This is a genomic window from Sorangium sp. So ce394, from assembly GCF_051474665.1.
In the GTDB taxonomy this organism is placed as follows: Bacteria; Myxococcota_A; Polyangia; order Polyangiales; family Polyangiaceae; genus Sorangium; species Sorangium cellulosum_D.
This window is the reverse complement of the sequence record NZ_CP150339.1, coordinates 13,444,578-13,469,627: the sequence shown is the minus strand read 5'-3', so window position 1 is coordinate 13,469,627 and position 25,050 is coordinate 13,444,578. Positions and strand designations below refer to the sequence as shown.

Annotated in this window: 17 protein-coding genes; 2 read left to right on the top strand and 15 right to left on the bottom strand. The window is 73.7% G+C overall.

Annotated elements, in window-relative coordinates; genetic code table 11:
• Window positions 1–146 precede the first annotated feature (146 nt).
• From WMF33_RS49770 to WMF33_RS49740, 7 genes are all read right to left on the bottom strand, one after another.
• A complete protein-coding gene (locus WMF33_RS49770; protein ID WP_061621687.1) occupies window positions 147–1,001 on the bottom strand; it encodes a carbohydrate ABC transporter permease in 855 nt (284 codons plus the stop codon).
• On the bottom strand, window positions 998–1,879 hold the full coding sequence (locus WMF33_RS49765) for a carbohydrate ABC transporter permease (protein WP_437335142.1): 882 nt from the start codon (window positions 1,877–1,879) through the stop codon (window positions 998–1,000). Before WMF33_RS49765 ends, WMF33_RS49770 begins: the two co-directional genes overlap by 4 nt.
• Window positions 1,876–3,246, bottom strand: coding sequence for an ABC transporter substrate-binding protein (locus WMF33_RS49760; RefSeq protein WP_437335141.1), 1,371 nt, complete (start codon window positions 3,244–3,246; stop codon window positions 1,876–1,878). Before WMF33_RS49760 ends, WMF33_RS49765 begins: the two co-directional genes overlap by 4 nt.
• A gap of 37 nt (window positions 3,247–3,283) precedes the next feature.
• On the bottom strand, window positions 3,284–4,420 hold the full coding sequence (locus tag WMF33_RS49755) for an ABC transporter ATP-binding protein (protein WP_437335140.1): 1,137 nt from the start codon (window positions 4,418–4,420) through the stop codon (window positions 3,284–3,286).
• Between the two features lie 9 nt (window positions 4,421–4,429).
• Window positions 4,430–5,236 carry an HAD family hydrolase gene (locus tag WMF33_RS49750; RefSeq protein ID WP_437335139.1) on the bottom strand — a complete coding sequence of 269 codons (807 nt, stop codon included), beginning with the start codon at window positions 5,234–5,236 and terminating at the stop codon, window positions 4,430–4,432.
• Window positions 5,237–5,416: 180 nt separating this feature from the next.
• Window positions 5,417–6,748: an aspartate kinase gene (locus WMF33_RS49745; protein ID WP_437335138.1), complete on the bottom strand. Its 1,332-nt coding sequence runs from the start codon at window positions 6,746–6,748 to the stop codon at window positions 5,417–5,419.
• Window positions 6,749–6,844: 96 nt separating this feature from the next.
• Window positions 6,845–8,149 (bottom strand): YkgJ family cysteine cluster protein, encoded by a 1,305-nt coding sequence (locus tag WMF33_RS49740; protein ID WP_437335137.1) that lies wholly within the window; start codon window positions 8,147–8,149, stop codon window positions 6,845–6,847.
• Window positions 8,150–8,643: 494 nt separating this feature from the next.
• On the opposite strand from WMF33_RS49740, the gene WMF33_RS49735 reads away from it, so the two are divergent.
• Complete coding sequence (locus WMF33_RS49735; RefSeq protein WP_437335136.1) at window positions 8,644–10,113, top strand: DUF4215 domain-containing protein; 1,470 nt, start codon at window positions 8,644–8,646, stop codon at window positions 10,111–10,113.
• Window positions 10,114–10,248: 135 nt separating this feature from the next.
• Here the strand turns inward: WMF33_RS49735 and WMF33_RS49730 are convergent, their stop codons facing one another.
• From WMF33_RS49730 to WMF33_RS49695, 8 genes are all read right to left on the bottom strand, one after another.
• The gene (locus tag WMF33_RS49730) at window positions 10,249–11,835 is read right to left on the bottom strand and encodes an MSCRAMM family protein (RefSeq protein WP_437335135.1); all 1,587 of its coding nucleotides are present in this window, start codon (window positions 11,833–11,835) and stop codon (window positions 10,249–10,251) included.
• A gap of 252 nt (window positions 11,836–12,087) precedes the next feature.
• Window positions 12,088–12,585 (bottom strand): hypothetical protein, encoded by a 498-nt coding sequence (locus WMF33_RS49725; RefSeq protein ID WP_437335134.1) that lies wholly within the window; start codon window positions 12,583–12,585, stop codon window positions 12,088–12,090.
• Between the two features lie 725 nt (window positions 12,586–13,310).
• Window positions 13,311–16,778, bottom strand: a complete 3,468-nt coding sequence (locus WMF33_RS49720; RefSeq protein WP_437335133.1) for a DVUA0089 family protein — start codon at window positions 16,776–16,778, stop codon at window positions 13,311–13,313.
• A gap of 148 nt (window positions 16,779–16,926) precedes the next feature.
• A complete protein-coding gene (locus WMF33_RS49715) occupies window positions 16,927–17,568 on the bottom strand; it encodes an NAD(P)-dependent oxidoreductase (RefSeq protein WP_437335132.1) in 642 nt (213 codons plus the stop codon).
• Between the two features lie 205 nt (window positions 17,569–17,773).
• Complete coding sequence (locus WMF33_RS49710) at window positions 17,774–18,547, bottom strand: endonuclease/exonuclease/phosphatase family protein (RefSeq protein WP_437335131.1); 774 nt, start codon at window positions 18,545–18,547, stop codon at window positions 17,774–17,776.
• Between the two features lie 18 nt (window positions 18,548–18,565).
• On the bottom strand, window positions 18,566–19,792 hold the full coding sequence (locus tag WMF33_RS49705) for a phospholipase D-like domain-containing protein (protein WP_437335130.1): 1,227 nt from the start codon (window positions 19,790–19,792) through the stop codon (window positions 18,566–18,568).
• A gap of 93 nt (window positions 19,793–19,885) precedes the next feature.
• Complete coding sequence (locus WMF33_RS49700; RefSeq protein WP_061621774.1) at window positions 19,886–20,449, bottom strand: cytochrome c maturation protein CcmE; 564 nt, start codon at window positions 20,447–20,449, stop codon at window positions 19,886–19,888.
• Between the two features lie 105 nt (window positions 20,450–20,554).
• Window positions 20,555–21,304: a hypothetical protein gene (locus WMF33_RS49695; RefSeq protein WP_437335129.1), complete on the bottom strand. Its 750-nt coding sequence runs from the start codon at window positions 21,302–21,304 to the stop codon at window positions 20,555–20,557.
• A 233-nt stretch (window positions 21,305–21,537) separates the two neighbouring features.
• Here WMF33_RS49695 and WMF33_RS49690 point away from each other — a divergent pair, with 233 nt between their 5' ends.
• Complete coding sequence (locus tag WMF33_RS49690) at window positions 21,538–25,023, top strand: hypothetical protein (RefSeq protein WP_437335128.1); 3,486 nt, start codon at window positions 21,538–21,540, stop codon at window positions 25,021–25,023.
• Window positions 25,024–25,050 lie beyond the last annotated feature (27 nt).

Genomic DNA, 25,050 nt, shown 5'->3' with positions numbered 1-25,050 from the left:
GCGCACGGCCGCCGCACCAACGTGGCTGGCGGGCGCGATCGCGCCCGCGCTCACTGCCACGCCGGTGCACACGCCGGCCGGCCAAACCGCGCTTCCAGCGGCCCGGCTGCCTCGAGCGCAGGCCCGGTCCGCGCGCCCCGACCCGCTCAGACCCGCGCCGTCACCGCGCGCAGGAGCTGCCGCTGCGCCGCCGCGAACACGAGGAGCACGGGCAGGCTCAGGATCACGTTGCCGGCCATCACGAGGTGCCAGCGGACCCCCGTCCCCTGCTCCCGCAGGAGGGCGATCGCGAGCGGCAACGTGCGCACCCGATCGTCCGTCGTCATGACGAGCGGCCAGAAGTAATCGTTGTAGTGAAAGACGAAGCTGAACAGGAACAGCGCCGAGAGCGTCGGCCGGAGCATCGGGCCGAGGATCAGGTAGACGATCCTGAGCTCGCCCGCCCCATCCATCCTGGCCGCCTCGATGATCTCGTCAGGCACCGAGAGCAGCGCCTGGCGCACGAGGAACGTCCCGAGCGCGCTGACCCCGAAGGGGAGGATCAGCGCCGCGAACGTGTTCACGAGGCCGGCCGCCCCGAGCATCGTGAAGACCGGCACGAACGTCACCTGCGCCGGGATGAGCAGGCACGAGAGCACGAGGACGAACGCGGCGCCCCGCCCGACGAACCTGAGCTTCGCGAGGGCATAGCCGGCCGGGAGCGCCAGGGCGATCTGCAAGAGCGCGATGGCCGTCGCCATGAACACGGTGTTGGCGAAATACCGCATCACCGGCACCGCCTGGAGCACCTCGCGGTACGCGCCGAGCTGGATCGCCTGCGGCAACGGGTACGCGGGAGCGCGGGTGATCTCGGGCAGGGTCTTCAGCGAGGTGATCGTCATCCACACGTACGGCCCGAGCCACACGACGGCCACCGCGAGGAGCACGAGATCCGAGACGAGCCGGCGCGCGCGCGCGCTGAAGAGCCCCGCGCCCGCGCCGCCGCCGCGCCCCGCCGTCACGACGGCCGCCTCCCCGCGCGCGGCACGCCCGCGCGGAGCGCCCAGAGCTGCAGGACCGTCAAGAGGAGCAAAAACCCGAAGAAGACCACGATCATCGCGCTCGCCCGGCCGACCCGCAGGTTCACGAAGACGTGCTCGTAGATGGCATAGACGAAGAGGGTCGTCGATTTGACCGGACCGCCCTGCGTCATCACGCGGATCACGTCGAACGCCTGGAAGGAGAGGATGAGGCTCGTCGTCGCCACGAACGCGGCGCTCGGGCGGAGCAGCGGCCACGTCACGTGGCGGAACCGCCGCCACGGGCCGGCGCCGTCGAGCGCCGCCGCCTCGTGCAGCGCGCGGGGGATGTCCTGCAGGCCCGCCAGGAAGATGACCATCGCATACCCCGTGATCTTCCAGACGCTCACCGCGGCCAGCGCGAGCAGCGCCGACCGGGGATCGCCGAGCCAGCTCATCGCCGGGAGGCCGAGCCCGCGGAGCGCCGCCGAGAAGATGCCCTCGGCGTCGAGGATCCACATCCAGAGGAGCGCCACCGCGACCCACGACACGACATAGGCGCTGAACACCGCGCCCCGCACGAAGGCGTAGACCGGCCCCGGCCGATCGAGCGCCACGGCCAGCGCGAGCCCGAGGGAGCCGGAGAGCGTCACCACGACGGCGCTGTAGCCGAGCGTGCGGAGCAGCGTGCCGGCGAGCTCGCCGCTCTCGGCGAGGACCTCGTAGTTCCGCAGCCCGACGTACCGCGGCGGCGTGAGCAGATCCCACGCGTAGAAGCTGTTCTTCGCCGCGAGCAGGAGCGGGACCAGGAAGAACACGGCCAGGAAGGCCGCGGTCGGCAGGAGGAGCAGGTACGGCGAGAGGGGGTGCTTGGGCTTCATCGCTCGCGCGCCGCGCGGACGGCCTCGGAGAGGGTCTCGGCGGCGTCGCGCGGGACGAGCACCGCCTCTTCGAGCCGAGGCTGCACCACCTCGCGCTGGATACGGAACAGGTCCGGCGACCAGGGCCAGGGCGCGGCGTGCGCGAGCTGGTCCAGGGCGACGCGATCGTTCGGGTGCGCGGCGTAGTAGCCGTCCCGCGTGAGGTCCTTGAGGCCGCGCCGCGAGACGGGGATGTAGCCCGTCCGCGTCGCGAACGAGTTCGCCTGCTCCGGCTGCATCATCCAGCGCAGGAACGCGAACGCCGCCTCCTGCGCCGACGGCGCCGCGCCCCGCGGCATCACGAACATCGTCCCGCCCGTGGGCACCGAGGCGCGCACGTCGCGCGGCAGCGGGGCCGCGCCCACCTCGAACCTCCCCGCGCCCGCCTGGCTCGCGTTGTCCTCCAGGTACCGGAGGAACGCGGTCGAGGTCCAGATCATCGCGACCCGGCCGGACAGGAAGTCGGTGTTCACCACCTGCCAGGCGTTGTAATCACGCCCCGGCGGCGGCTTCATCGTGCGGTCCTCGTGCACGAGCGTCTGCCAGAACCGGAGCGCGCGCACGCCCGCGTCGCCGCCGAGCGTGGGCGTACCGTCCGGGGCCACGACGTCGCCGCCGGCCTGCCCGACGAGCGCCGCCCAGAACCACCAGTCCACCGGGCACTCGAAGCCCCACCGCCGCGTGCTCGCGCCGTCGCGCACGACGAGCCGCGCGGCCGTCGCGCGGAGCTCGTCCCAGGTCGACGGCGGCGACAGCCCGAGCTCGCGGAACACATTCCGGTTGTAGTAGGCGATCGGCGTCGACCGGTTGAACGGCAGGCACACGAGCGGGCGCTCGCCCCCGCCGACGAACGTCCCCGCCTGGCCGAGCGCCTCGACCACGTCGATGTCGCCGTGCCCGGGAGGGGGCGCGCGGATGAACCGATCGAGCGGCTCGAGGACGCCCGCCTCGGCCAGGTACGGCACCACCTCGCCGACCACGTGCGTCAGCGCGGGCGCCGCGCGCGCCGCGAGCGCGGTCCGCAGCTTGGCGAGCGCCTCGAAGTAGTCGCCCTGGTACACCGCGTCGATGCGGTAGATGCCCTGCGAGCGGTAGAACTTGTCGACGAGCGACAGGAGCACCTCGCGGTTCTTGCCGCCGTAGGCGAACCACAGCGAGGCCCCGATGCGCCCGTCCGGCGTGCGCCGTGCGCAGTCGACCGCCTCGGACGCGACGGCGGCGCCGGCCGCGGCCGCGGCGAGCGACGCGGCGAGCGCCCGGAGCGCGTCGCGCCGCGAGACGGCGGCGCTGGACCCGGACCGCGCGGCGCCGCGCGCGCGCCCGCTCACGGCGCGGCCTCCCCGCCCACGGCGCGGACCGCTCCGCTCATGACGCGCCCCCCGGCGGGGCGATCCGCGCGCCGGAGCCCGCGTCGAACCAGAGCACGGCGCCCGGGTCGAGCCGCGCGCGCACCGCCTCCCCCGGCGCGGGCGTCGCGAAGCCGTGCGCCCGCGCGCGCAGCCGCGCGCCGCCGGCCTCGAGGTACAGGAACGTCTCGGCGCCGAGCGGCTCGGCGACCACGACGCGCGCCTCGACCTCCACCTCGCCCCGCGCCCCGTCGCCCGCGGCCCCGGCGTCGCCCCACGCCGCCGCGTCGCCCTGCGCCCCCGGCGCGACGCGCAGGTGCTCGGGCCGCACGCCCGCGATGACCCGGTCCGGGAGCGCCACCCCCGGCGGGGCGGGCAGCGAGAGCGCCGCGCTCGCGTACCGATCGCCATCGCGCTCGAGCGGGACCAGGTTGATCGCCGGCGTGCCCAGGAAGCCGGCCACGAAGGTGTTCGCCGGCGCCTCGTAGATGGCGCGCGGCGGGCCGACCTGCTGGAGCTCGCCGGCGCGCAGCACGGCGATGCGGTCGCCCATGGTCATGGCCTCGATCTGGTCGTGGGTCACGTAGACCGACGTCGTCCCCAGCCGGCGCACGAGCGCCGCGAGCTCGACCCGGAGCTCGGCGCGCAGCGCGGCGTCGAGGTTCGAGAGCGGCTCGTCGAAGAGGAACGCCGCGGGCGCGCGCACGATCGCGCGGCCCATGGCCACGCGCTGACGCTCGCCGCCCGACAGCTCGCCGGGGCGGCGATCGAGCAGGTGGCCGATGCCGAGCAGCGCCGCCGCCTCCTCGACGCGGCGCGCCCGCTCCGCCTTCGCGACCCCGCGCATCCGGAGCGGGAAGCCCATGATGTCGCGCGCGGTCATGTGCGGGTACAGGGCGTAGCCCTGGAAGACCATGGCGACGTCGCGGTCCTCGGGCGCGACGCGGCTGACGTCGCGCCCGCCGATCGAGACCGTGCCGCCGTCGGGGCTGTCGAGGCCCGCGATCAGCCGGAGCGCCGTGGATTTGCCGCAGCCGGAGGGCCCGACGAGGACGAGCAGCTCGCCGTCCTCGACCTCGAGGTCCAGGCCGGCGAGGGCGGGGCGCTCGGCGCCCGGGAAGCGTCGGAGGAGGCCGCGGAGCGAGAGGTTGGCCATGGCGGCAGCTCAGGTGTCGAGCAGGACGAGCCCCGGGATCGAGCCCGCGACCGCGAGCAGCTTCGGGCTCGGCGCGACCGCGACGGGCACCCGGGCCGTCCTCAGCAGGGCGGCGTCGTACGCGCTGTCGCCGAACGCCGCAAGCACGGCGAGCTCGGGGAACAGGCGCTCGAGCGCGCGGGTCTTGCCGTCGCCGTAGGTCGGGGGCGCGGCGAGCTCCGCGGCGAGCCGGCCCTCGCGGACGGCCGGGGTCATCGCCGCGATCCGCTCAGGGGCGATGCCGAGCCGACGGACCGCGCGCTCGATCACGGCGCGCGGGGAGGCGGAGACGACGTAGACCGCGACGCCGCGCGACCGCGCCCAGTCGAGGATCGGCAGCAGCGCCGGCCGGATCCGCCCCCCGTGGCCCTTCTCCTTGAGCACGCGGTCGATCAGGGCGGCGAGCTCGTCCTCGCGCCACCCGGCGAAGGCCCAGGCCATCATCGCGAAGGCCCGGTCCTCCGGGTAGCGCTCGGCGGCGAACGCCGCGTAGAGCGCGCTCGCGATCTCGTGCGCGCCGCCCTCCGCGGCGACGCCGAACGCCTCGGCCTCGCGCCGCAGCGCCGCCTCGGCCTCGCGCCGCGCGCAGCGGCCGGCGAGGAACGCCTCGAACAGGTCGAAGCCGACGTCGCCCTCCCAGAGGGTGCCGTCCGCGTCGAACGCGAGGGCGGCGCCCGGACCGAGTGCGGCGCGCGCGGCCTCGATCCGCCGCAGGATGTCGCTCGTGCTCTGGCGAGGGATGGACGCCGCGCTGCCGCCCTGGTGTGCCGCTGTCATGGTCTCCCCGAGGCCGGACGCCGGGTCCGGCCGAGGGCTACGCCTACTGCGGCGCGCGCGTCGCGTCACGCCTGTCAACGTCCTGTCACGCGGCCGGCGGCCGGTGTCACGCGGCCGGCGGCCGGTGTCACGCGGCCGGCGGCCGGTGTCACGCGGCCGGCGGCCGGCCGTGGTGAGCCGTCACCGCGCCTTCTCGAAGAGGGAGCGGTGCAGCACCGCGACCGCGGCCGCGACGCTCGCGTCCTCGATGACCATCGACAGGTTGATGCTGCCCATGGCGTAGCTCAGCATCTCGACGTTGACGCCGGCCTCGGCCATCGCCTCGAGCACCTGCGCGGCGACGCCCTTCTGCTTGGGCAGGCCCTTGCCGACCACGACCAGCGTCGTCCGGTTGGGCAGCACCTCGCAGGCGCCGAACCCCTCGAGCTCGGGCAGCGCGCGGCTGAGCTTCCCGAGGTCGTCGGTGGTCATCGAGATCGACACCTCGGACGTGGTGATCACGTCGATCACGACCTCGTGCCGGGCCAGCACGGCGAGGACCTGCGCGAGGAAGCCGACCTCGCCGAACATCCGGGTCGAGCTGATCTTGAGCACGACCTGCCGCTCGCGGTACGCGATGCTGGTCACGGCCGGGGACCCGGCCTCGGTGTTGAAGTCGATGACCGTGCCGGGGTGATCCGGCCGGTTCGTGTTGAGCACCCGCACCGGGATACCCTTCTCCATGGCGGGCAGGAGCGTGGAGGGGTGCAGGACGCGGGAGCCGAAGAACGCGAGCTCGGCGGCCTCGTCGAAGCGCATCGTGGGGATGTTCCGGGCCGTCTTCACGACGCTCGGGTCGGCGGTCATCACGCCGTCGGTGTCGCTCCAGATCTGCGCCTCCTCGGCGCCGAGGCCCGCGGCGAGCAGCGTGGCCGTGAGGTCGCTCCCGTTGCGGCCGACGGTCGTGATCTCGCCGGCCTCGTTGCGGCCGACGAAGCCGGTGACGATCGGGACGACGCCCTCGGGGACGCGCTCGGCGAACATGGCCTTCACGCGGGCGTCGAAGCCGGGCAGCGGGCGCGCGCGGCCGAAGCTCGAGTCGGTGATGAAGCCGAGGTCCCAGACGTCGTAAGCGCGGGCCGGCACGCCGCTCCGCGCGAAGAAGTCCGCGATGCAGCGCACGGCCATGCGCTCCCCGAAGCTCGCGATGTAGTCGAGGCTCCGCGGGCTGAGCTCCTTGACGAGGCTGATGCCGCGCAGAAGATCCGCGATCTCCTCGTAGAAGGGCGCGAGGAGCTCGGGCGCGCAGCCGAGCGCCTCGGCGACGGCGCGCTGCTTGCTCAACGGGATGGAGGGGTCGTACTTCCCGGTGGCGGCGAGCTTGGCGGCGTTGATCAGCGCGTCGGTCATGCCCTTGTGGGCGGAGCTCACGACGACGGGGCGGCGGTCCAGACGGGCCCGGACGATGTGAAGGACCTTCTCGATCTGCGCGCGGCTCTCGACCGAGCTGCCGCCGAACTTCATGACGATCATTGCGCGTGCCTCCATGGGCCTGCCGGCCCGGTGGGCGCGGAAGGATAGTCAGGACCGGCGGTTAGGCGAGCCCCACCGCACGTCTGACGCGCCGGGCTACGCCTCGGTCGCCAGGAGGGCCCGGAAGCTCTCGCGCTTCGTGAGGAGGAGCCAGCGCAGGTTCTTCATGAGCTTGCCCTGCTCCGACAGGGCCGCGTGGCTCAAGAGGACGAGCTCGGCCACGCTGATGCCCTCCCGCACGTCCTCCGGGGAGACCTTGACCCGGCCGTCCGCCGCGGCGCGGCAGCGGGCGAAGCGAGAGATGATGACGGTGGCGAGCGACAGGTCGAGGACCGCGGCCAGGAGGTGCCGGGGCGCCGAGAAGATGTGCCGGCGCTGGAGCACGAGGCGCAGGTAGTCCTTGACGAGGGTCCCCTCGTCCCCGGCGAGGAAGCGGTCGACCGTCCTCACCCGCTGGAGCTTGAACGGCTTGGGGATGAACAGCATATCGACGGTGCCGCGGCCGAGCATCCAGGCGGCCTTGTTGCCGAAGCTGCGCAGCGCGTGGAGCTCCGTCCACGAGGCCTTTCCGACGCGGTGGGCCTCCCGGACCCGCGACGGATAACAGAGGTTGCCGAGGAGATAGGCGAACAGCACCCGGGCGTAGAACGAGGGCTTTTTGCGGGGCTCGAGCGGCGCGGGCGCCTCGGCGCCGGCGAGCGCGAGGGCGGCGTCGATGGAGACGTCCGCGGCGCGCTCGGCGCCCGGGGGGAGGGCGCGCTCGAAGGCGGTCGTCCAGTCGTAGAGCCGCGCCAGGGTCGCCGCCGGCGAGGCGTCGGTCGCGAGCTCGGCGTCCCAGTGCGCCGCCGCGCGCAGGTACTGCGGCTGGGCGAGGATGACGCCGCCCAGCGTGGCGAGCGCCTTCGACATCCGCTCGGTGTCGCCTCGCTGCTGGAGCTTGTCCTTGAGCTGCCGGTCCACGGGCTCGCCGTAGTTGTCGCGGATCGACGGGCAGAGATGGGACAGCTGCGCGACGACGACGTCCTTCTCGTCGCGCACGAACCCGAACGGGAACGCCTGGCACGACCTGGGGATGTACTCGTGGCCAAATTGCTTCTGCATGCTGCAGAGCAGGTCGTCGTCGAGGAAGACGCACTGGAGCCGGCGGTCCTTCTCCCGCATGGGCAGGACGCCGCGCGCGATGACGAGCGCCCCCTCCTCCCCGGCCCGCTCCCGCACCCACGGCTCCTCGAGGTAGCGCTTGGCCTCGTCGCTGCTGAAGCGGATGTTCCAGGGCAGCCGGCAACAGCGAGCTGGGCAGTCGCGGCACGCGAACTTCTGATCCGGGGGAGAGGAGATCTTCTCCGCCGGAAGCTTCGGGAGCTTCTTCGCCGGAGAGGCGTGCTTCGTCTTCGTCGCCATGGGGCGGCCGACGATACAACGCGACGGCGATCCGCGCCCGATCCGGGCGCGCCCTGCGTCACCGTCCCGGCCCGCCGGGCGGCGTGAGCCGTGGCGCTCGGGCGTGGCAGAACGCGACGGCCGGGATGGCAACGGACAAAAATACAGCGCCGCCGGGGCCTCAGGGGGGCGAAGGCCGCGCCGGCGGCGCTGGCCTCCCATGAAGCACTGACCATGCCATCCGGAGGATCCCTAGAACCGGCCGAAAATTGCGGCAGTGCGTCGCGGACATCCCCGCCAGGTTTCGATTGTGAAACGCCGTGGTCTCAGCGTTGCACGATTGTAAGGACCATTTTCTTATCAACGTATTTTACCGAGGACGTAAACATTACAGCGTTGGCTGTGTTTTTCTCCTGTTGTGGCACGTACTGGCGTATTCCGTGCTACGAGCGCTGTACCCCCTACTAAGGAGAAACAAGATGCGACTTGCTCTTCCCCTGTCAGCGGTTGCAGCGATGTGCCTATCGCTTGCCGCCTGCGGCGACGACGACCCGAGCCCGCAAGGGACCACGTCCGGCACGGGTGGCGAAGGCGGTGATGGCGGCCAGGGCGGCGACGGCGGCCAGGGCGGCGACGGCGGCCAGGGCGAGGGCGGCCAGGGCGGCGACGGCGAGGGCGCCCCGGAGGCGAAGGCGGACGGCGAGGCCTGCACGGCGAACGACGAGTGTCTCGGCGGGCTCTGCTTGACCGAGGAGTCGTTCGGCTGGGCGGGCGGCTACTGCTCTTCGCTCTGCGACGAGAAGCTGCAGCCTTGCGAGGAGGGCTCCGAGTGTCTTCCCCAGGGCAGCTACTCGCTCTGCCTCAAGTCCTGTGCATCGGCGGACGACTGCGGGGGCGTGGCGCAGGCCTGCGTCGACATCGACGGGGCAGGCTGGCAGATGTGCGTCGGCGGCTGCGACGCCGACGATCAGTGCCAGGGCTCCTGCGACGACGACTCCGGGTTCTGCGTCGCGGAGGGCGAGACCTGCGACAACGGCAAAGACGACGACGGCGACGCCCTGCAGGACTGCGAGGAGCTCGACTGTTCCGCGCAGCGGGCGTGCTCCGACCGCATCACCGCCGCGTGCACGGGGGCGACCGACGTGTCCGAGGGAGGGACGTTCACCGGCACGACGGAGGACGGCTCCGACGCGTTCGGCGCCATCTGCTCGGACATCTTCGGCACGTACCCCGCCGGCTCGGGCCTCAAGGAGAAGGTGTTCCAGTTCGTCGCGCCGGCGAAGGGCGTGGTCCGGTTCGGCGCGTACTCGGACGATCCGGAGGGCCTGTTCGACTGGTACGTCCGGACCAGCTGCGATGATGCGGCCACGCTGCTCGGCTGCCTCCAGGCGTTCGCGCCGGGCGACCCCCTCGTGGAGCTCCCCGTCGAGGCCGGCGAGAGCTACTTCATCTACATCGAGGCGCTGAGCGAGGCGGACGCTTCGTACGAGCTCGACGTGACCTTCGTGGAGCAAATCTGCGGCGATGGAGAGATCGTCGGCACGGAGGAGTGCGACGACGGCAATACCGTGGACGACGACGCGTGCAAGAACACGTGCGTGGTGAACGCGGAGGTCCTGTGCGCGGACGCCGTGGCGCTCACGGAGCCGGAGGTGACGGGGGACTCGTCCGACGGCACGCAGGGCTTCACGGGGTCGTGCGGGGGCGCCGGTGGGGAGGTCGTGTATCGGTACACCCCTTCGGCGAGCGGCGATGTGACGATCACCGCCACGCCGGATGTCGGCACCGATATCGTCCTCTACGCGCGCACCGAATGCGCTGACCGGGACAGCGAGCTCGCGTGCGCGGACGATCCGATCGACGCCGAGTTCCCCGAGTCGATCACGGTGGCGGTGACCGCCGACACGCCGATCGACATCTTCGTCGACAGCTACGGACCTGGCGACGTCGGGCCGTTCACGCTGACGATCGCGCCGGCGGAGTGACCTGGAGCTGAGCGGCGCCGCCGCCTCGATCTCGCGGCGGCGCGCGCGGTCGGCGCGCGCCGCCGCCACAAACGCGAACCGGCCGTCCGGGAGGCTCGGCCTCCGGACAGCCGGGGAGCGCCGCCGGCGCTGAAGTCACTGGGGCGGCGGGAGCACGGCCTCCTTGCCCTTCATGCTCGGCGGGTCGACGACCTGGAGATCCATCGTCGCGACCTCGCCCGGCCTCACCCGCAGGCCGGCCCCGGTGCTCGTCGACTCGACGTTCAGGATGTAGGGGCCGGGCGGGAGCCCGGACGCGCGGTACGAGCCGTCCTCCGCCGTGACAGGGTAATACATGCCGATGGCGCCCTCGTCCCCCACGGAGGTGGCCAGCACGAGGCGAGCCCCCGGGAGCGGCTTGCCACCCACGGTGACGCGGCCGCGGATCTCCCCTGTGCCCTGGGGCGGAAAGGCGATGTCCTGCTGCGTTGTCTTCCCCTCCGCGATCTCGACGCCCGCCATCATCACCTGCTCGCCGCGCTGCATGATCACGCGGAGCGCGCCGGACGGGACCTGATCGAACTCGAAGCGGCCCTGGGCGTCGCTCACCGTGTTCACGAAGCCGATCGGCCGGTGCGCCAGCGTGATCCGGGCGCCCGCGATGGGCTTGCCGTCGGCGTCGCGCGCCACGCCGGAGAGGCTGCCGCCGGGCGACATCACGAGCTTCACCGGCGGGAGGCCGTCGCAGCTCGAGACCTCGATCTCCATCGAGCTCACGGCGTTGCTCCCGTCATAGCCGCGGACGACGACCGTGCCCTTCGGCACGTGCGGCAGGCTGAACGAGCCGTCGTCCTCGGTCTGCGCCTGGGCGGCGGCCTCCATGGCGACGGGGCTCATCTCGCCGACGGCGATCAGCGACTCGGCGTCGACGTACACGCCCGGCAGCGGAGCGCCGGACGCGTCCACCGCGCGCCCGGTCAGAATACACCCCTGGGAGAGGGTCAAATCCACCTTCTCGACGTCCCCGGCTGCCACGGCGATCATCGGAGAGAACGTTGGCGCGAACCCCGCCGCGGTCGCCCTGACGGTGAACTGCCAGGAGGGCAGCTGATCGATGCGGAACGAGCCGTCCGGGCTGTCGAACGTGCGCGAGAACAGCGGCGGCGTCGCAGGGGTCTCCGCCGTCACGGCCGAGAGGACGTCGAGCGCGAAGCGCCGCACGGGCTCGCCCCGCTCGTCCAGCACGCGCCCCTCGATGACGCCGCTCCTCGACAGCACGAGGCTCACCGCCTCGCCGGCGTGCGCCGTGGTCGACGTGGTCCCGTACCCCTCGGCGCTCGCGTTCAGCTGATAGGTGCCGTCCGGGAGCGCGAGCTCGAACCGCCCGCCCTCGTCGCTCTTCACCGAGCCCGCCGTCGAGAGCACGTTGCCGGCGACCTCGAAGGTCGACGCCACGACCGTCGCGCCCGCGATGGTGTTCCCGTCGCTGCCGTAGACATGGCCGCTGATCGTGGGCCGCGCCTCCGGCTGCGCCGCGGGCGCGCCGCCGCGGAGAACCGCCCTGTTGCGGTAGCGAGCCCGCTTCTCCGCCGCGGCGGCCGGGGCCTTCCCGCCGCCGGTCGGCTCGCCCGCCGGACGGAGGGCGAGGAAGAGGGCCACGCCGGCGAGGGCAGCCAGGAGAAGTCCGACGGCGATCCACAGGCGCCGGCGCGACGGGGGCCGTTGCGACGTACTCGGTTGCATCATTGTTCCTCCAGACAAGTTGACTTGGCTAGAGCTCTGCGCCGGACGCTCGATGGAGGCGGAGAAAGAGAAGGGGCCGCCGGCGGCTGCCGGCGTCCCCTCCTCGCTCCGCACGACGCGATCGACGAACGCCTCCCCGTCCTGCCCGGGGCCGTTACTGAGGGCTTTCTGCGGGGAGACCCTCGCCGATCGGTCGAGCGCTGGGCGTCGCTTCAGAGCCCGATGGAGACCGGTCTCAGCGACGCACCGGCATCAGCAGCCACCACTCGGCGTGAACGTGCCGGTCAGGGCGAACGACAGCGGCGAGTGGTACCGCAACACCGACTTCATCACGCCGTTGTAGCCGTCCTCCATGGCGATGAAGCTGGCCAGGATCGCCTTCTGCCACCGTGTGTCGATGCCGTAGTTCGGGCCGAAGGAGTCCATGCAGATGTCCGAGTCCGTGAACTGATACGAGATCTCATCGCAGGCAAAATGCCCGAGCGTCGTCGCCTGGCGGAGGACGAGGTTGGCGCTCACGGCGGCGCCCGGGGCCGCCATGACGCCCCACTTGCACGCGTACACGCAGTCGTCTCTCCACAAGTCGCCGCTCTGCTCGGCCAGGCCGCAAGCGAACTTACCGGCAGGGATACTCCGCAGCCCGTTCTTGAGCACGACATCGTAACCGCAAGCCTGATTGATGGCCATGGCGCTGCCAGAGACCGACATCACCGCAGCGAAAGCGAGCGTCCAACGAGCAATCTTCTTCATGAGAAATACCTCCGAGGAATCGAATCTGTGGTGAAGTTTGATGCAGATACCTATCCAGATCGTCACCCAAGGGATTCATGCCCCGGGGCCTGCGCCAGGAGAGCGATGGCCCGGCGGGCGCGACGCGCGTCGTCGTCGGCCCGTCATGGCCACGCTCCCGGAGGAACCCGCCCCGAGGTCATGAAGCGAACAACAGGAGACTATTCTCCCCGCGCGTTCGCGCAAGCACTTTTGACTGGCAGTCTTCCGCTCGAAAACACGACGGAGATAGAACCAGGGAGAATACCGGCACTCCTCGACTATGCTCTCATGCCCTCTGCCTCGAACGCACCCCATGGGCTCCCACATCCAGCCGAATCATCACGCACCTGCGCCGCGAGAGGCGCTGTGCGGCGGCGCTGCGAAGAGCGGTCCAGGCCGCGTGTGACGGCGGGAGCGCACGCGACGGCGCGCGAGGAAGGAACACGCGGAATGCGCGCGAACGCTCGCGAGCGACTCCCGAGGATGCTTGTGGGTCCTGACCCCTCATGTGACGCCGCTGAGCACCGCGGAGCCACACCGCGGCGCGGCGGAGCGCGGCAGTCTCGCGATGATGGGATATCGAGACATCGAGTCGCCGCGGCGGGCCGGGTTCGTCCCGGCCCCCCGGCGGCGCCCGGAGCGGGCGCGCCGCGTCTCGGCGGGACGTGGGCGCAGCGACCCCGGACGCGCGGGGGCGCCGCGCGTCAGCGGAGGGTGACGGCCAGCCGGTACTCGAAGAGGGCCGCGGAGCCCGACGCGCCCGACGCGGCGCGGACGCGGAGGAAGTATGTTCCCGCCGGGAGCGCGTGCGCGCCGGGGTGGCGCGGGGCGTCCCCGGTGCCGTCGAGGAGCGAGCAGCGCCCCCGGCCGCCGTCGTCGTCGTCCGCGATGAGCGCGCCCTCGGCGTCGAGCAGCGACAGCCGGCTGTCGATCTCGAGCGACTCGCACGTCTCCGCGCCGCCCTCGACGATCTCCGCGCGGATCGAGCGGCCCTCCGGGAGATCCACGGCGTAGAAATCGAAGTCGTCGCTCGTCCGCGCGCCGGCGATGAAGACGTCGGAGCCGATCGGCCCGTTCGCCTCGGCGATGGTGCCGTTCGGCTCGGCCTCGGCGCCGGCGGACTCGAGGATCTTCGCCTGGAGGAGGTAGAGCGGGATCGCCGCGCCGCCGTCCCGCGACGCCGCCTCGATATCGTAGTCACCGGCGGGCAGCGCCAGGACGAGCGCCGAGCAGCCGCCGATGCCGCCCGCGACCTCGGCGTCGGAGAGCCCCTCGTCGGTCGCGACGGGCGCCCCCTCGGCGTCCCGCACGCGGAGCGTCGTGGCGATGTCCCCCGCGCAGCCCGCGGCGGTGCCGTCGAAGACCTCGAGGCGCACGACCGAGGCGACACGCAAGCTCATGGGAAAGACATCCCTGTCGCCCGCGGCGAGGCTCGCCGCGACGAGCGCGTCGCCCGCGATCACGAGATCGCTCGCCCGCGCCTCCTCGGGGGTGTCGTTCGGCTCGATCTCCGCGGTCACCGCTTCGAGCTGGCAGGCGGCGCTGCACCCGTCCCCGCCCGCGGCGTTGCCGTCGTCGCACCCCTCCGGCGCGTCGCGGAGGCCGTCGCCGCAGACCGCGACCCGCTCGCAGCGCGGATCGCAGAGCGCGCCGCCGTCGCACTCCTCCGTGCCCTCCGTCACGCCGTTGCCGCACGAGGCGTCGAGCGAGACGCGCAGCGTGTAGCGCGCCCCGGGCAGCTCGGGGAAGCCGCGGACACTGACATAGTACGTCCCCGGCGAGAGGCCGCGCGCCGCGGCGCCGCCCGGGCTCGTCGAGTCGATGAGCGAGCAGGCGCCCACGCCGCCGTCGTCGTCGGACGCGAGCACGGTCGCGCCGTCCGCCGCGAGGAGCGCGAGGGCGGTGTCGACGCCGGCGCAGCGGTCGGGGCCGCTCGAGTCGAAGGTCTCGAGCCGGAGGTCGGAGATGGTGGTGAGTTGCAAGGCGAAGAGATCGACGTCGCCCTCCGGCTCGATCGCGCCGGACACGAGCGCTCCCGGCGCCACGGCGCCGTTCGCGTCGGCCTCGGCAGGCGTCGCGTTGGGCTCGATCTCGGCCGTCGCCCCCTCGAGCCGGCACGCGGCGTCGCAGCCGTCCCCGCCGTCGGTATTGCCGTCGTCGCAGACCTCGGGAGCGTCGATGAGGCCGTCGCCGCACACCGGGACGCGCTGGCACGCAGGCCCGCACGCGGGGCCGCCGTCGCACTCCTCCAGGCCCTCGACGCGGCCGTCGCCGCAGACGGCCGTCGTCCGCGCGCGCAGCGTGTATCCGCCGATATAGCCGCTGCCGTACTCCTCGACGCGCACGAGATACGTGCCCGGCGCGGGGATGGCGGCCTGGATGCGCGAGCACGCGCCCTCGCCGCCGTCGTCGTCCTCCGCCATCACGGCGCCTTCCGGCGAGAGGAGCTGCATCACCGTGTCGACGTCGCGGCACGAGCGCGGGCCGCTCGCGTCGAACGTCTCCAGATCGAGGTCGGCCACGCCGGGGACCTCGACGGCGAAATAGTCGATCTCGCCCGGCGGATCGATCGACGCGGTGAACAGCGCGCCCGTCGCGGTCGCCTGCCCCGCGGTCGCCTGGTCCGGCGCGTCGTTCGGCTCGATCTCCGGGAGCGTCCCCTCGAGCTCGCACGCGGCGCTGCAGCCGTCTCCGCTCTCGGTGTCGCCGTCGTCGCACGTCTCGGCGCCGTCGACCACGCCGTCGCCGCACACCTGGATGCGCGCGCACGCCGCGGAGCACCCCTCGCCGCCGTCGCACGCCTCCGCCCCCTCGACCACGCCGTCGCCGCAGAGCGCGGTGAACACGACAAGGAGGTCGTAGCCGGGGATCGTGGCGTCGTTGGAGAACTCCTCGACAGCGACGTAATACGTGCCCGGCTGGAGCTGGGTCGCCCACGGCGCGACGCTCGCGTCGATGAGCGAGCAGGCCTCGGGGCCGCTGTCGTCGTCGCTCGCCAGCACCGTCGCGCCGTCCACGTCGAGCAGCTGAAGGAAGGTGTCGACCCCCTGGACGCACGCGCTCAGGCTCCCTGGGCTGAACGTGGCGAGCAGGATCTCCGCGACGCTCGGCACCTCGAAGGCGAAGACATCGACGTCGCCGAGCGGCGCGATCGCCCCCGAGACGAGCGCGTTCGGCCGGAGCGCGGCGCGCGCGTCGGCCTCCGCCGCGGTGTCGTTCGGCTCGACCTCGGGGAGCGGGGTGTCCAGCTCGCACGCGGCGCTGCAGCCGTCGCCGCCGACCGTGTTCCCGTCGTCGCAGAGCTCCGGGCCCTCGAGCGCGCCGTCGCCGCACACCGAGGTGTCCAGCGTGAGCGAGAGCGTGTAGTCGAAGGTGGCGGGCTCCGCGGCAGGGGAGATCTGCACGCTGACGAGGTATTCGCCGGGACTCAGCTTCTCCAGCACGAGGTGAGAGCAGTAGTTGTCTTCGTCGATGTCGTCGTGGTCCGCGATCGTCTCGAGCCTGCCGTCGACGATCGTCAGGTAAGTGTCGACGCCGAGCGAGCTGCACGTCGTGCCCAGCGGGCCGTCGCGCGTCTCCGCCTCGAGGCGCCCGAGCGCGCCGTCGGGGACGGTCACCGAGAACACGTCCACATCGCCTTCGGGATCGATGAACGCGCGGATGCGGCCGTCCGGCGCGATGGAGAAGGCGTCATTGGCGGACGCGAAGCCGTCGTTCGGCTCGACCTCGCACCCGGGCTCCACCTGACAGGCGCGCGAGCAGCAATCGCCGTCCTCGTCGCCGCCGTCATCGCACGTCTCCGAGCCGCCCAGCGCGCCGTCGCCGCACCCCGCGGTGCACGCGCTCGGCGACCCGGCGCAGGCGAACCCGGGCTCGATCGCGCAGCCCGGATCGCACCCGTCGCCGGCCGTCCGATTCCCATCGTCGCACGCCTCGGCGGGCGCGCCGACGGCCCCGTCGCCGCACACCGCGCCTGGCGCGCCGCCCCCGCCGCCGCTGCCCGCCTCGCCGCTTTCGCCGGCCTCGCCGCCGCTGCCGGCCTCGCCGCCGCTGCCGGCCGCCGGCGCATCGATCTTGCTGCGGTCGACGGCGACGAGCAGCTCACACCCGATCAGGGCCGGAGCCCCCAGACCGAGAAACAACGGGAGCGCGGTCCTGCGATAAAACATCATGGAGCTCGGGCCTCGGCTGGGCGCGGTCGCGGACATCATGGCGAGCGCGACCATCACGTTAGGAGCGCCGCAGGCTCGCCGCGGCGGCGTGGCCGGCAGCAGACCCAAGCCCCACCGTTGCGTCAAGGGACAGCGCGCGCGCCGAGCCTCAGTGCGTCACGACGACCGTCTTGCGCAGGTATTCGTCGCTGTCGATCTGGGAGAGCATGAAATGCGCGACGTCCTCGCGAGAGATGGTGGGACCAGCAAAGAAGTAACCGCCCATCGGCAGGTGATCGACGCTGGCGCGGTAATCCTTGGTGAGCCGTCCGTCCGTGAGCTTGGGCGGGCGCACGACGGTCCAGGCCACATCGCTCTGGCGGACGGCCTCTTCCATGCGCTGCATGTCGGAATACCGGTTGCGGAGCAGCGGCTTCACGAGGACGCGGAACCACAGCGCGCTCTGCTGATCGTCGCCGACGCCCGCCGAGGTGACCGCGATCAGGCGGCGGACGCGGTGCTCCTTCATCGCGCGGAGGACGTTGGCGACGCCCTCGGAGTAGACGCGCGTCGGGCCCAGGCCGCGCGACCCGACGGCGGAGAGGACCGCGTCGTGGCCGGACACGGCGCGCGACACCTGCTCGGCATCCATGATGTCGCCCCGGAGCGCGCGCAGCCGCTCGTGGTGCGGGACAGGGATGCTGGCCGGCGTCCGCGCGAATGCGGAGACCTCGTGGCCAGCTTCCAGGGCCTGACGGACCAACGCGGCGCCCGTGCCCCCAGTCGCCCCCAAGATCAGCAGTCTGCTCATGAACCGCCAGCCTACCCGGTCTGCCGCGGCGGGTTCAATACGCGCGATTCACCCTTACGCTCCTTACGCTCCTTACGCTCCTTACGCATGCCCCCCGAATCTCGTTCTGCGCTGTGGAGCGAGGCGCGCGCCGCCCTGGGCGGGACGCCGGCCTCATCCGTCGAGCGCCGCCGGGGGATCGTCCGGGCGCGCGGCGCTCCGCCCGTCAGGCGCCGAGCCGCAGCCCCACGACCACGCCGTGGTGATCCGAGCCGGAGAACGGCGCCCGCTCGCAGCGCGTGATCGTCCACCCCTCCCCCGGCTGGACGAAGACATAGTCGATGCGGCGCAGCGGGAGGCCCGCCGGCCAGGTGCCGCCGGTCTTGCCGGGGTGCGTCTGCGACCAGGCGTCGAGCCAGGAGCCCTCTCCGGCGCTCGCCTGGAGGTAACAGACCGCCTCCTCGCTCGGGAGCGCGTTGAAGTCGCCCATCAGCACGGCGCCGAGGCTCTTCGACTTCTCGCGCTCGCGCGCGGCGAAGCTCACGAGCTCGCGCACGGTGCGCGCCCGCGCGCGCTTCGACAGCGAGAGGTGCGTGACGAGCACGTCGATCACCGCGCCCGCGCGCCGGATCGCGGCGCGCAGGACGACGCGCTGGCTGTCGCGCTCGAACGGGTCGTCGCGGTCGAGCGTGAGCGCCTCCACGGAGTGATCGAGCACCTCGATGTCGTCCCGGCAGAGCAGCGCGACCCCCTCGCACTCGCCGCCCGCGGCGACCCGCCCCGGCGCGAACCAGGCCCGGTATCCGCCGACGAGCCGCGAGAGCTCGCCGGCCTGGCCGAGGTCGCCGCTCGCGCCCTGCGCGTGCACCTCCTGGAGCCCGATGATGCAGGGGCGCAGATCGCCGATGAGCCGGGCCAGCATCGCCCGGCGCCGCTCCCAGAGGGCGACTCCCCCCCAGATGTTCTGGGTCAAGATGTCGAGGTCGCGATCCTGGCTCAAATGCCTCCTCCTCGGGCGTCAGTCCGGGGATGTCTTAACCAGCTTGTCGAGGAGGCTCAAGGCCCCGTGAGCGAGCCAGTCCGCGGCCTTGGCCTGGAGCGACCGCTCCGCGAGCGTGCCCCGGGTCACCGGCCGCGAGGCCGCCCTGTCCCTCGAGAACAGGTCCGCCACCTGCGCGACGAACGCCGGCTCGAACACGAAGAGATTCACCTCGTTGACGGCGCTCAGGCTGCTCGGGTTCGCGTTGAACGTGCCTATCGTGCACCAGTCGTCGTCGATGAGCGCGAATTTCGAGTGCATGACGTCCCGCTGGTACTCGAAGAGCTTGAAGCCCCGATCGAGCCACGCGGCGTGCTCGGCGCGCGCGGCGCGCTGGATGATGGGCAGATCGGTCTCGCCGGGGAGGATGATCTGGACGTCGACGCCGCGCGAGGCCGCGTCGACGAGATCCTTGAGCATCCCGGCGGGCGGGAAGAAATAGGCGTTCTCGATCCAGACGCGCTCCCTCGCCCGCCGGATCGCCGCGCGGTAGCGGCCGTAGACCCGCGCGTTGTCGTCCGGCGTGTCCGCGACGAGCTCGAGATCCGGGTACTTGCGCCCGGTCGCGTAGTCGCGCAGCCCCTCGGAGCCGCCGTCGGCCTCGCGCCAGCGCTGCTCGAAGAGGAAGGCGAAGTCTTCGACGCAGGGGCCCTCGAGGCGCATACAGACGTCGTGCCACCCCTTGCCGCCGCGCCGCTCGGGGAGCCACTCGTCTCCCCACGCAGCGCCGCCGGTGTAGGCGAGCTCGTCGATCACGATGACGCGCGAGTGATCCCGCGGCAGGAGCCCGCCGCGGCCGAGGCTGGACGCCATCGGGCGGTAGGCGCGGACCTCGATGTTGCGGCGCCGGAGCTCGTCGAAGAACGGGGCGTCGGTCTCGTGCGAGCCGAGCGGATCGTAGAGGAGCCGCGTGCGCACGCCGCGCGCCGCGGCCCGCCCCATGACGTCCGCGAACGAGCCCCCGAGCAGGTCGTCGCGGTAGATGTACGTCTCGATATCGACGCGCCGCTCGGCGCGCTCGACGTCGCGGAAGATCGAGCCCAGCACCGCCTCCATGCCCGGCAGGAGGGTGAGCGCGTGCTGCGCCGTCAGGATGGGGCCGACGGGCTTCGACGCGCCGGCGCGGTCAGAGGGCGGTTCGCCCGGCACGGGCGAGCTGCGTCCGTCGCCGACGGGGCTCAGCAACCGGCGGTCACGGGAGATCATCGGCGGAGTGTGGAGGATGCAGGGGAGAAGGCGAGCGCTACCCGACCCGCCGGCGCTGCGCCGCGCGCGGGCGCCGCGGGCGGGCGCGCTCGCTCACTTGAGGGAGAGCGGGCCCTCGCCGGCCTCGGCGCCGCCCTTCATCTCGTGCGTGTTGGGATCGTACTTCGAGGTGCACTTGGCCATCACGAGGCTCGCCTCGAAGTTGCCGTCCTGCTTGAGCGTGCCCTCGACGGTCACCTGGACGCCGCCGCCCTTCACGTCGCGGAAGGTGTCGGGGATGACGCACTGGGCGTAGCGCACGGGCAGCGACGCCTGCGTGCCGTGGATCTCGAAGCGGTACTCGCAGGGGGTGTCGCGCTTGGCCAGCGTGCCGGGCACGAGCTCGCCCTCGACGCGGACCTTGCGGCCGGCGAGCTTCTCCTTCGAGGCGAGCAGCTGATCGACCGGCGTCGCGTAGACGGCCGCTTCCTTGAAGCCGACGAGGAACAGCGCGACGAGCGCGCCGACCATGACGAGCAGCGTCGCGAGCAGGCCGAGGCTGCGCGACGGGCGCTTGGTCGGCGGGCTCGCCGCGGCCGGCTTCACCACCGCGGGCGTGTCCTGCTGCTCTACGAGAGACAGCGCCTGGGCCAACTCTTCATCCAGCTTCTTGCTCATCGTGGAACCCTTCAGGCACAGGCTAGCCCGCGCTCCACGGCCGGTCGAGCGCCACCTGCACGCCCCCGCGCGCCGCCTCGAAGGCGCCCCAGGGTTCGGACAGCCCTACCGGACTTGTCCCTCGCGAGCGTACTGCACGAACCGGCGCGCCTGCTCGCGGAGCGTCGAGACGCTCGCGGTGTCGTCGGTCGTGAAGAGCACGCGGAGCCCGTCCGCCGCCTCGACGACCCTGCCGCGCGCGCCCGCTCGGGCCATGTCGAACAGGCGGCAGCGCGCCACGCCGTCCTCCGGCGGCGGCTGCTCCTCCTGGTCGAGCGCGGCGAGGTGCGCGTCGAGCCGGCGAGCGAGCCGCTCGAGCGACGTCGCGGTGGCGCCGGGGACCGGCGTCAGCACGATCTGCACGCCGCCCGGGATGTCCTGCGCGCTGACGCTCGTCGACGCGGAGATCTCGTCGCAGAGCTCGCGCTCCTCGCGGTCGCCTGGCGCGCCCTGGCCCTGCCGCTCGCCCGGCGCGCCCTGGCCCTGCCGCTCGCCCGGCGCCGCCTGGCCCTGCCGCTCGCCCGGCGCGCCCTGGCCCTGCCGCTCGCCTGGCGCGCCCTGGCGCATCCGGCCCTGCTCCGCGGGGCTCCGCCCGAACTCGCGCGAGTCCGACGGCGGCGGTCCGTGCCCGTGCCAGTGCCCGTGCCCGGCGCCCGGCGGCTGCCCGTCGGCTGCGTAGGGCATCTCGGACTCGAACGTCGGCGTCCTGCCGATCGGCTGGGCCGGCCGCCGCTCGCCGCCGCACCCGGAGGAGACGAGCGCGAGGAGCGCGGCGGCGCCCAGAGTTACGTGCATGCGGTGAATCGACGCGTTCATGGAGGCCTCCTGGCTTTTCTCCGCCCTGCCGGGCTGCAGCCGCCGTGCCCGCGGGCGCGCGCCCCGCGACGATCGCGGCCCGTACAGAGCGGCACCGCGGTGCACGCTCCGGCGTGCGCGCAGCCCACGGCGCGCGGCGCGTGCGCCCTGGCGACGATCGCCGGCCCATCTGCGCTAGGCTCGGCCGCCGCCCCCTCCCGGCCGCGCCGCGAGCGGGGCCGAGCGCGCGAAGCATGCGACGTCCCCGATCGCCCCTCTCCCTCCTCGCTGCCCTGCTCGTGCCGTTCGCCTGCGGCGCGGGCGCTTGCTCCGGCCGCCCGATGACGGCGGCGCCCGCGCCCGCCGGCACGGCGGCGCGCGCCCCCGCCCGCGGGCCGGCCGCCGCCCCGGCGCCGCTGGCCGACGCCGCGGAGGCGGCCGACGCCGCGGCGCAACCCGGGCGCACCCCGCTCGGCGCGCCGCAGCTCGAGCCGCTCGCGTTCACCGTCGAGCCGTCGCTCGACGGCCGCTCGGTGGTGTTCCTCTCCAAGACGTCGTCGGACCGGTTCGGCTGGGTCAGGCGGCTCGACGCCGCGACCGGCGAGCTCGGGCCGCCGCTCCTGCTCGTCGACGAGGACCTCGCCGGCGCCCTCTCCTCGCCCAGCGGGAGCACGACGCTGCTCACCTCGCAGGACGGCGAGATCTGCGCGACGGCGTTCCTCCCCGGCGAGGCCTCGGCCGCGTCCCGCGCGTGCGCGAGGGGCCGCGCGCACGCGGCGGCGGCCGTGGGCGAGCGCATCGCGCTGCTCGAGCTCGAGATCGCCGATCCCGCGAAGCGCGACGTGGCCGCGAAGGCGCAGCGCGCGGCGCGCGAGCGCGCCGCCGCGGCGAAGCCCGCCCGCAAGGCGCCCGCCCGCAAGGCGCCCGCGGCGAGGCGGCCCGACAAGGCGTCCGGCGGCCGCGGCGCCCCGGCCGACAAGAAGAAGCGCGGCGCGGATCGCGGGCGCGAAGGCCGCCCGAGGAAGGCCCCGCGCGCGGCGCCCCAGCCGAAGCGGCCGGATCCGCTGCCCGAGGTCGAGGTGCGGATCCGCTGGTTCTCGCCGGCCGAGGGGATCGCGACCGCGTCGTCCCCCACCGGGCTGCGGTTCCGGCCGCCCCTCGACGGCATGGGGCTCATCGACGCCGCCGGGAGGCCCGGCGCGATCGACCTCCTCTATTACGCGGCGAGCGCGAAGAAGACGAGCACGTCATGGCTCGGGAGCGCGCAGATCGCCTTCGCGTCGCTCGGCGAGGACGGCAAGCTCGACGCGAGCCGGCGCGCGGTCGTGGCCGAGGGGGATCTCGACTACGGCGCGCTGCGCGGCCACCTGGATCCGCGCCTCGCGACGGCGAGCGCGGGCGCGGTGGCCGTCGACGTCACCGGCCGCAACGGGGCCTGCCAGGCGACGCGCGTCGCGCCCTCGCTCCAGCGGCTCCCGGCCGGCGCCGCTCCCAGGGCGGTCTGCGCCGTGGATCCGGCGCGCCTCGCGGACCCGACGCCGCTCGCGCCGGCCGAGATCGGCGCGCTCGAGCGCATCGCCGCGAGCGGCGCCCGCCGCGCCGCGGGGCAGCCGGCGTACGATCCGGGGCTCGCCGTGTGGGCGGGGGATCGCGCCTACTTCCAGACGGTCGCCGGCGAGCTCTTCTCGGCCTCGCGCGCCGACGGGCAGCCGCGCCGCGAGCCGGACCCGTTCCCGGCGCGGCGCGCGCGCCTCGCGTGGGGCGCGTTCGCGGCGGACGGCGAGGGGCTCGCCTTCGCCGCGGGGCAGCTCCACCGGCTCGACGCGCGCGGCCTGATCTCCGCGTCGGCCGCGCCAGCGGGCCTCGGCGCCGCGCCGCCCGGGGGCGCGCCGGGCGCGCCGATCGACGAGCCGGAGCGCCCCGCCGACCGGCGGCGCGCCGCGCGCATCGGGGCGTCCTGGTGGCTCGCGAGGACCGACGTGGTGCGGCTCGCGCCCGAGCCGCTCGTGGTGCCCGCGCTGCGGGGGCGCGCCCACGAGGGCGGCGCGGCGCTCGTCGGCGGCAGCGAGCGGGGGCTCTTCCTCGAGGTGCTCGGCGATCGGCTCCAGATCACCGGGGTCGACGCCTCGGGCGCGCTCACCGCGCCGGGCGCGCAGGCCGCGCTCACGCCGGCGCCGCCCAACGCGGCCGCGGCGGCGCCCGCCGTGGCGATCGCGTCGCCGGTGCGCGCGGGCTTCGACGCGTGCGAGCGCCGGGGCGGCGGGGCCCTCGTCGCCGGCGTGAGCGCCGGCGATCCGCGCAAGGTCGTGGCGCTCTCGATCGACGCGCTCGGCCGGCCCGGCCCCGCGCGCGAGACGTCGCTGCCGCTCGCCGAGGGCGACCTCACGGTGCGGCTCGTCGCCCTGCCCGAGGGAGGCGCGCTGCTCAGCGACGCGGCCCGGAGCCACGTGGTCTGGCTGGACGACGACGGCGCGGAGCTCGCGTCGCAGCCGTGGCCCACGGACGACACCGGCGCGCTCTGCGTCGACGGCCAGCCGGCGCGGCGCGCGGTCCCGGCGCCCTCGCCGGGAACCTTCGTGACCGTCCCGGAGCTCGCGGCCCCCGGCGCCTGCGTGGTGGGCGACGTCGTCTGGGCGGCCGACGGCAGCCTGCGGTGGTTCGGGAGCGCGGCGCGCGGGCTCGACGCGCAGGCCGAGGCGGGCGTCGCGCGCCCCGCGCTGCCGGCGACCGCGGTCGCGGCGGCGCGCCCGGCCGCGGGGGCGAAGGCGGAGGCGCCCGCCCCCGCGCTGCCGGCCGCGCCCGCGTGCCCCTCGGACATGGTCGCGATCGCGGGCGGCCGCTTCTGCATCGATCGCTTCGAGGGGATGCTCGTCGACGGCGCCACCGGGCAGGCGCTCTCGCCCGACTACCCGTCGACCCCGAACCTCCTCGAGATCACGCTCGCCGAGTGGTCGACCGGCCGGCGGCGGATCGGCGACGTCCACGCCCGCGCCTTCCCGCTGCCGCTGCTCCCTGGCTGGCAGCGCGGTCGGGCGACCGCCGCGCTGGCCCGCTCCAGGTTCGGGGTGCGGCCGAGCGGCTACGTGACCGGGCTCGTCGCCGAGAGCGCCTGCGCGGCCGCGGGCAAGCGGCTCTGCTCGGTCGACGAGTTCGTCACGGCGTGCCGCGGTGAGGACGACACCCTGTACCCGTACGGCGACACGTTCGAGGAGGGCGCGTGCAATGTCTTCCGGCCGGCGCACCCCGCCGCCCTGCTCCACGGCAACGCGTCGATGGGCCACCTGGATCCCCGGCTCAACCGCGTGCGCAGCGCCCGAGAGCCCCTGCTCCGCGAGACGGGCGGGAGCCCCCGGTGCCGGAGCCGCTGGGGCAGCGACGCGGTCTACGACCTCGTGGGCAACCTCGATGAGTGGGTGAACGAGCCGGGCGGCGCCTTCGCCGGCGGCTTCTACGCGCGCTCGACCCGGGCGGGCTGCGAGGCGCTCATCACGGCCCACCCGAGGAGCTACCTCGATTACTCGACCGGCGTCCGCTGCTGCCAGGACGGCCCCGCGGCGGCGGCGACAGAGACGGAGTCGCCCGAGGCGGCGCCCGCCGGCTCAGCGGTGGGGCCGAGCGGGCATCTGCCGGAGCATCCCGGTGACCGCGAAAGCGGCGGAGATCACGAGGAGCACGTTGAGCCAGCCGTCCTCGGGCAGCACGCCGAGCACGCCGAGCAGCCACATCAGCAGCGACACTAGCACCACGCTCCAGAGCACCACGTCGGT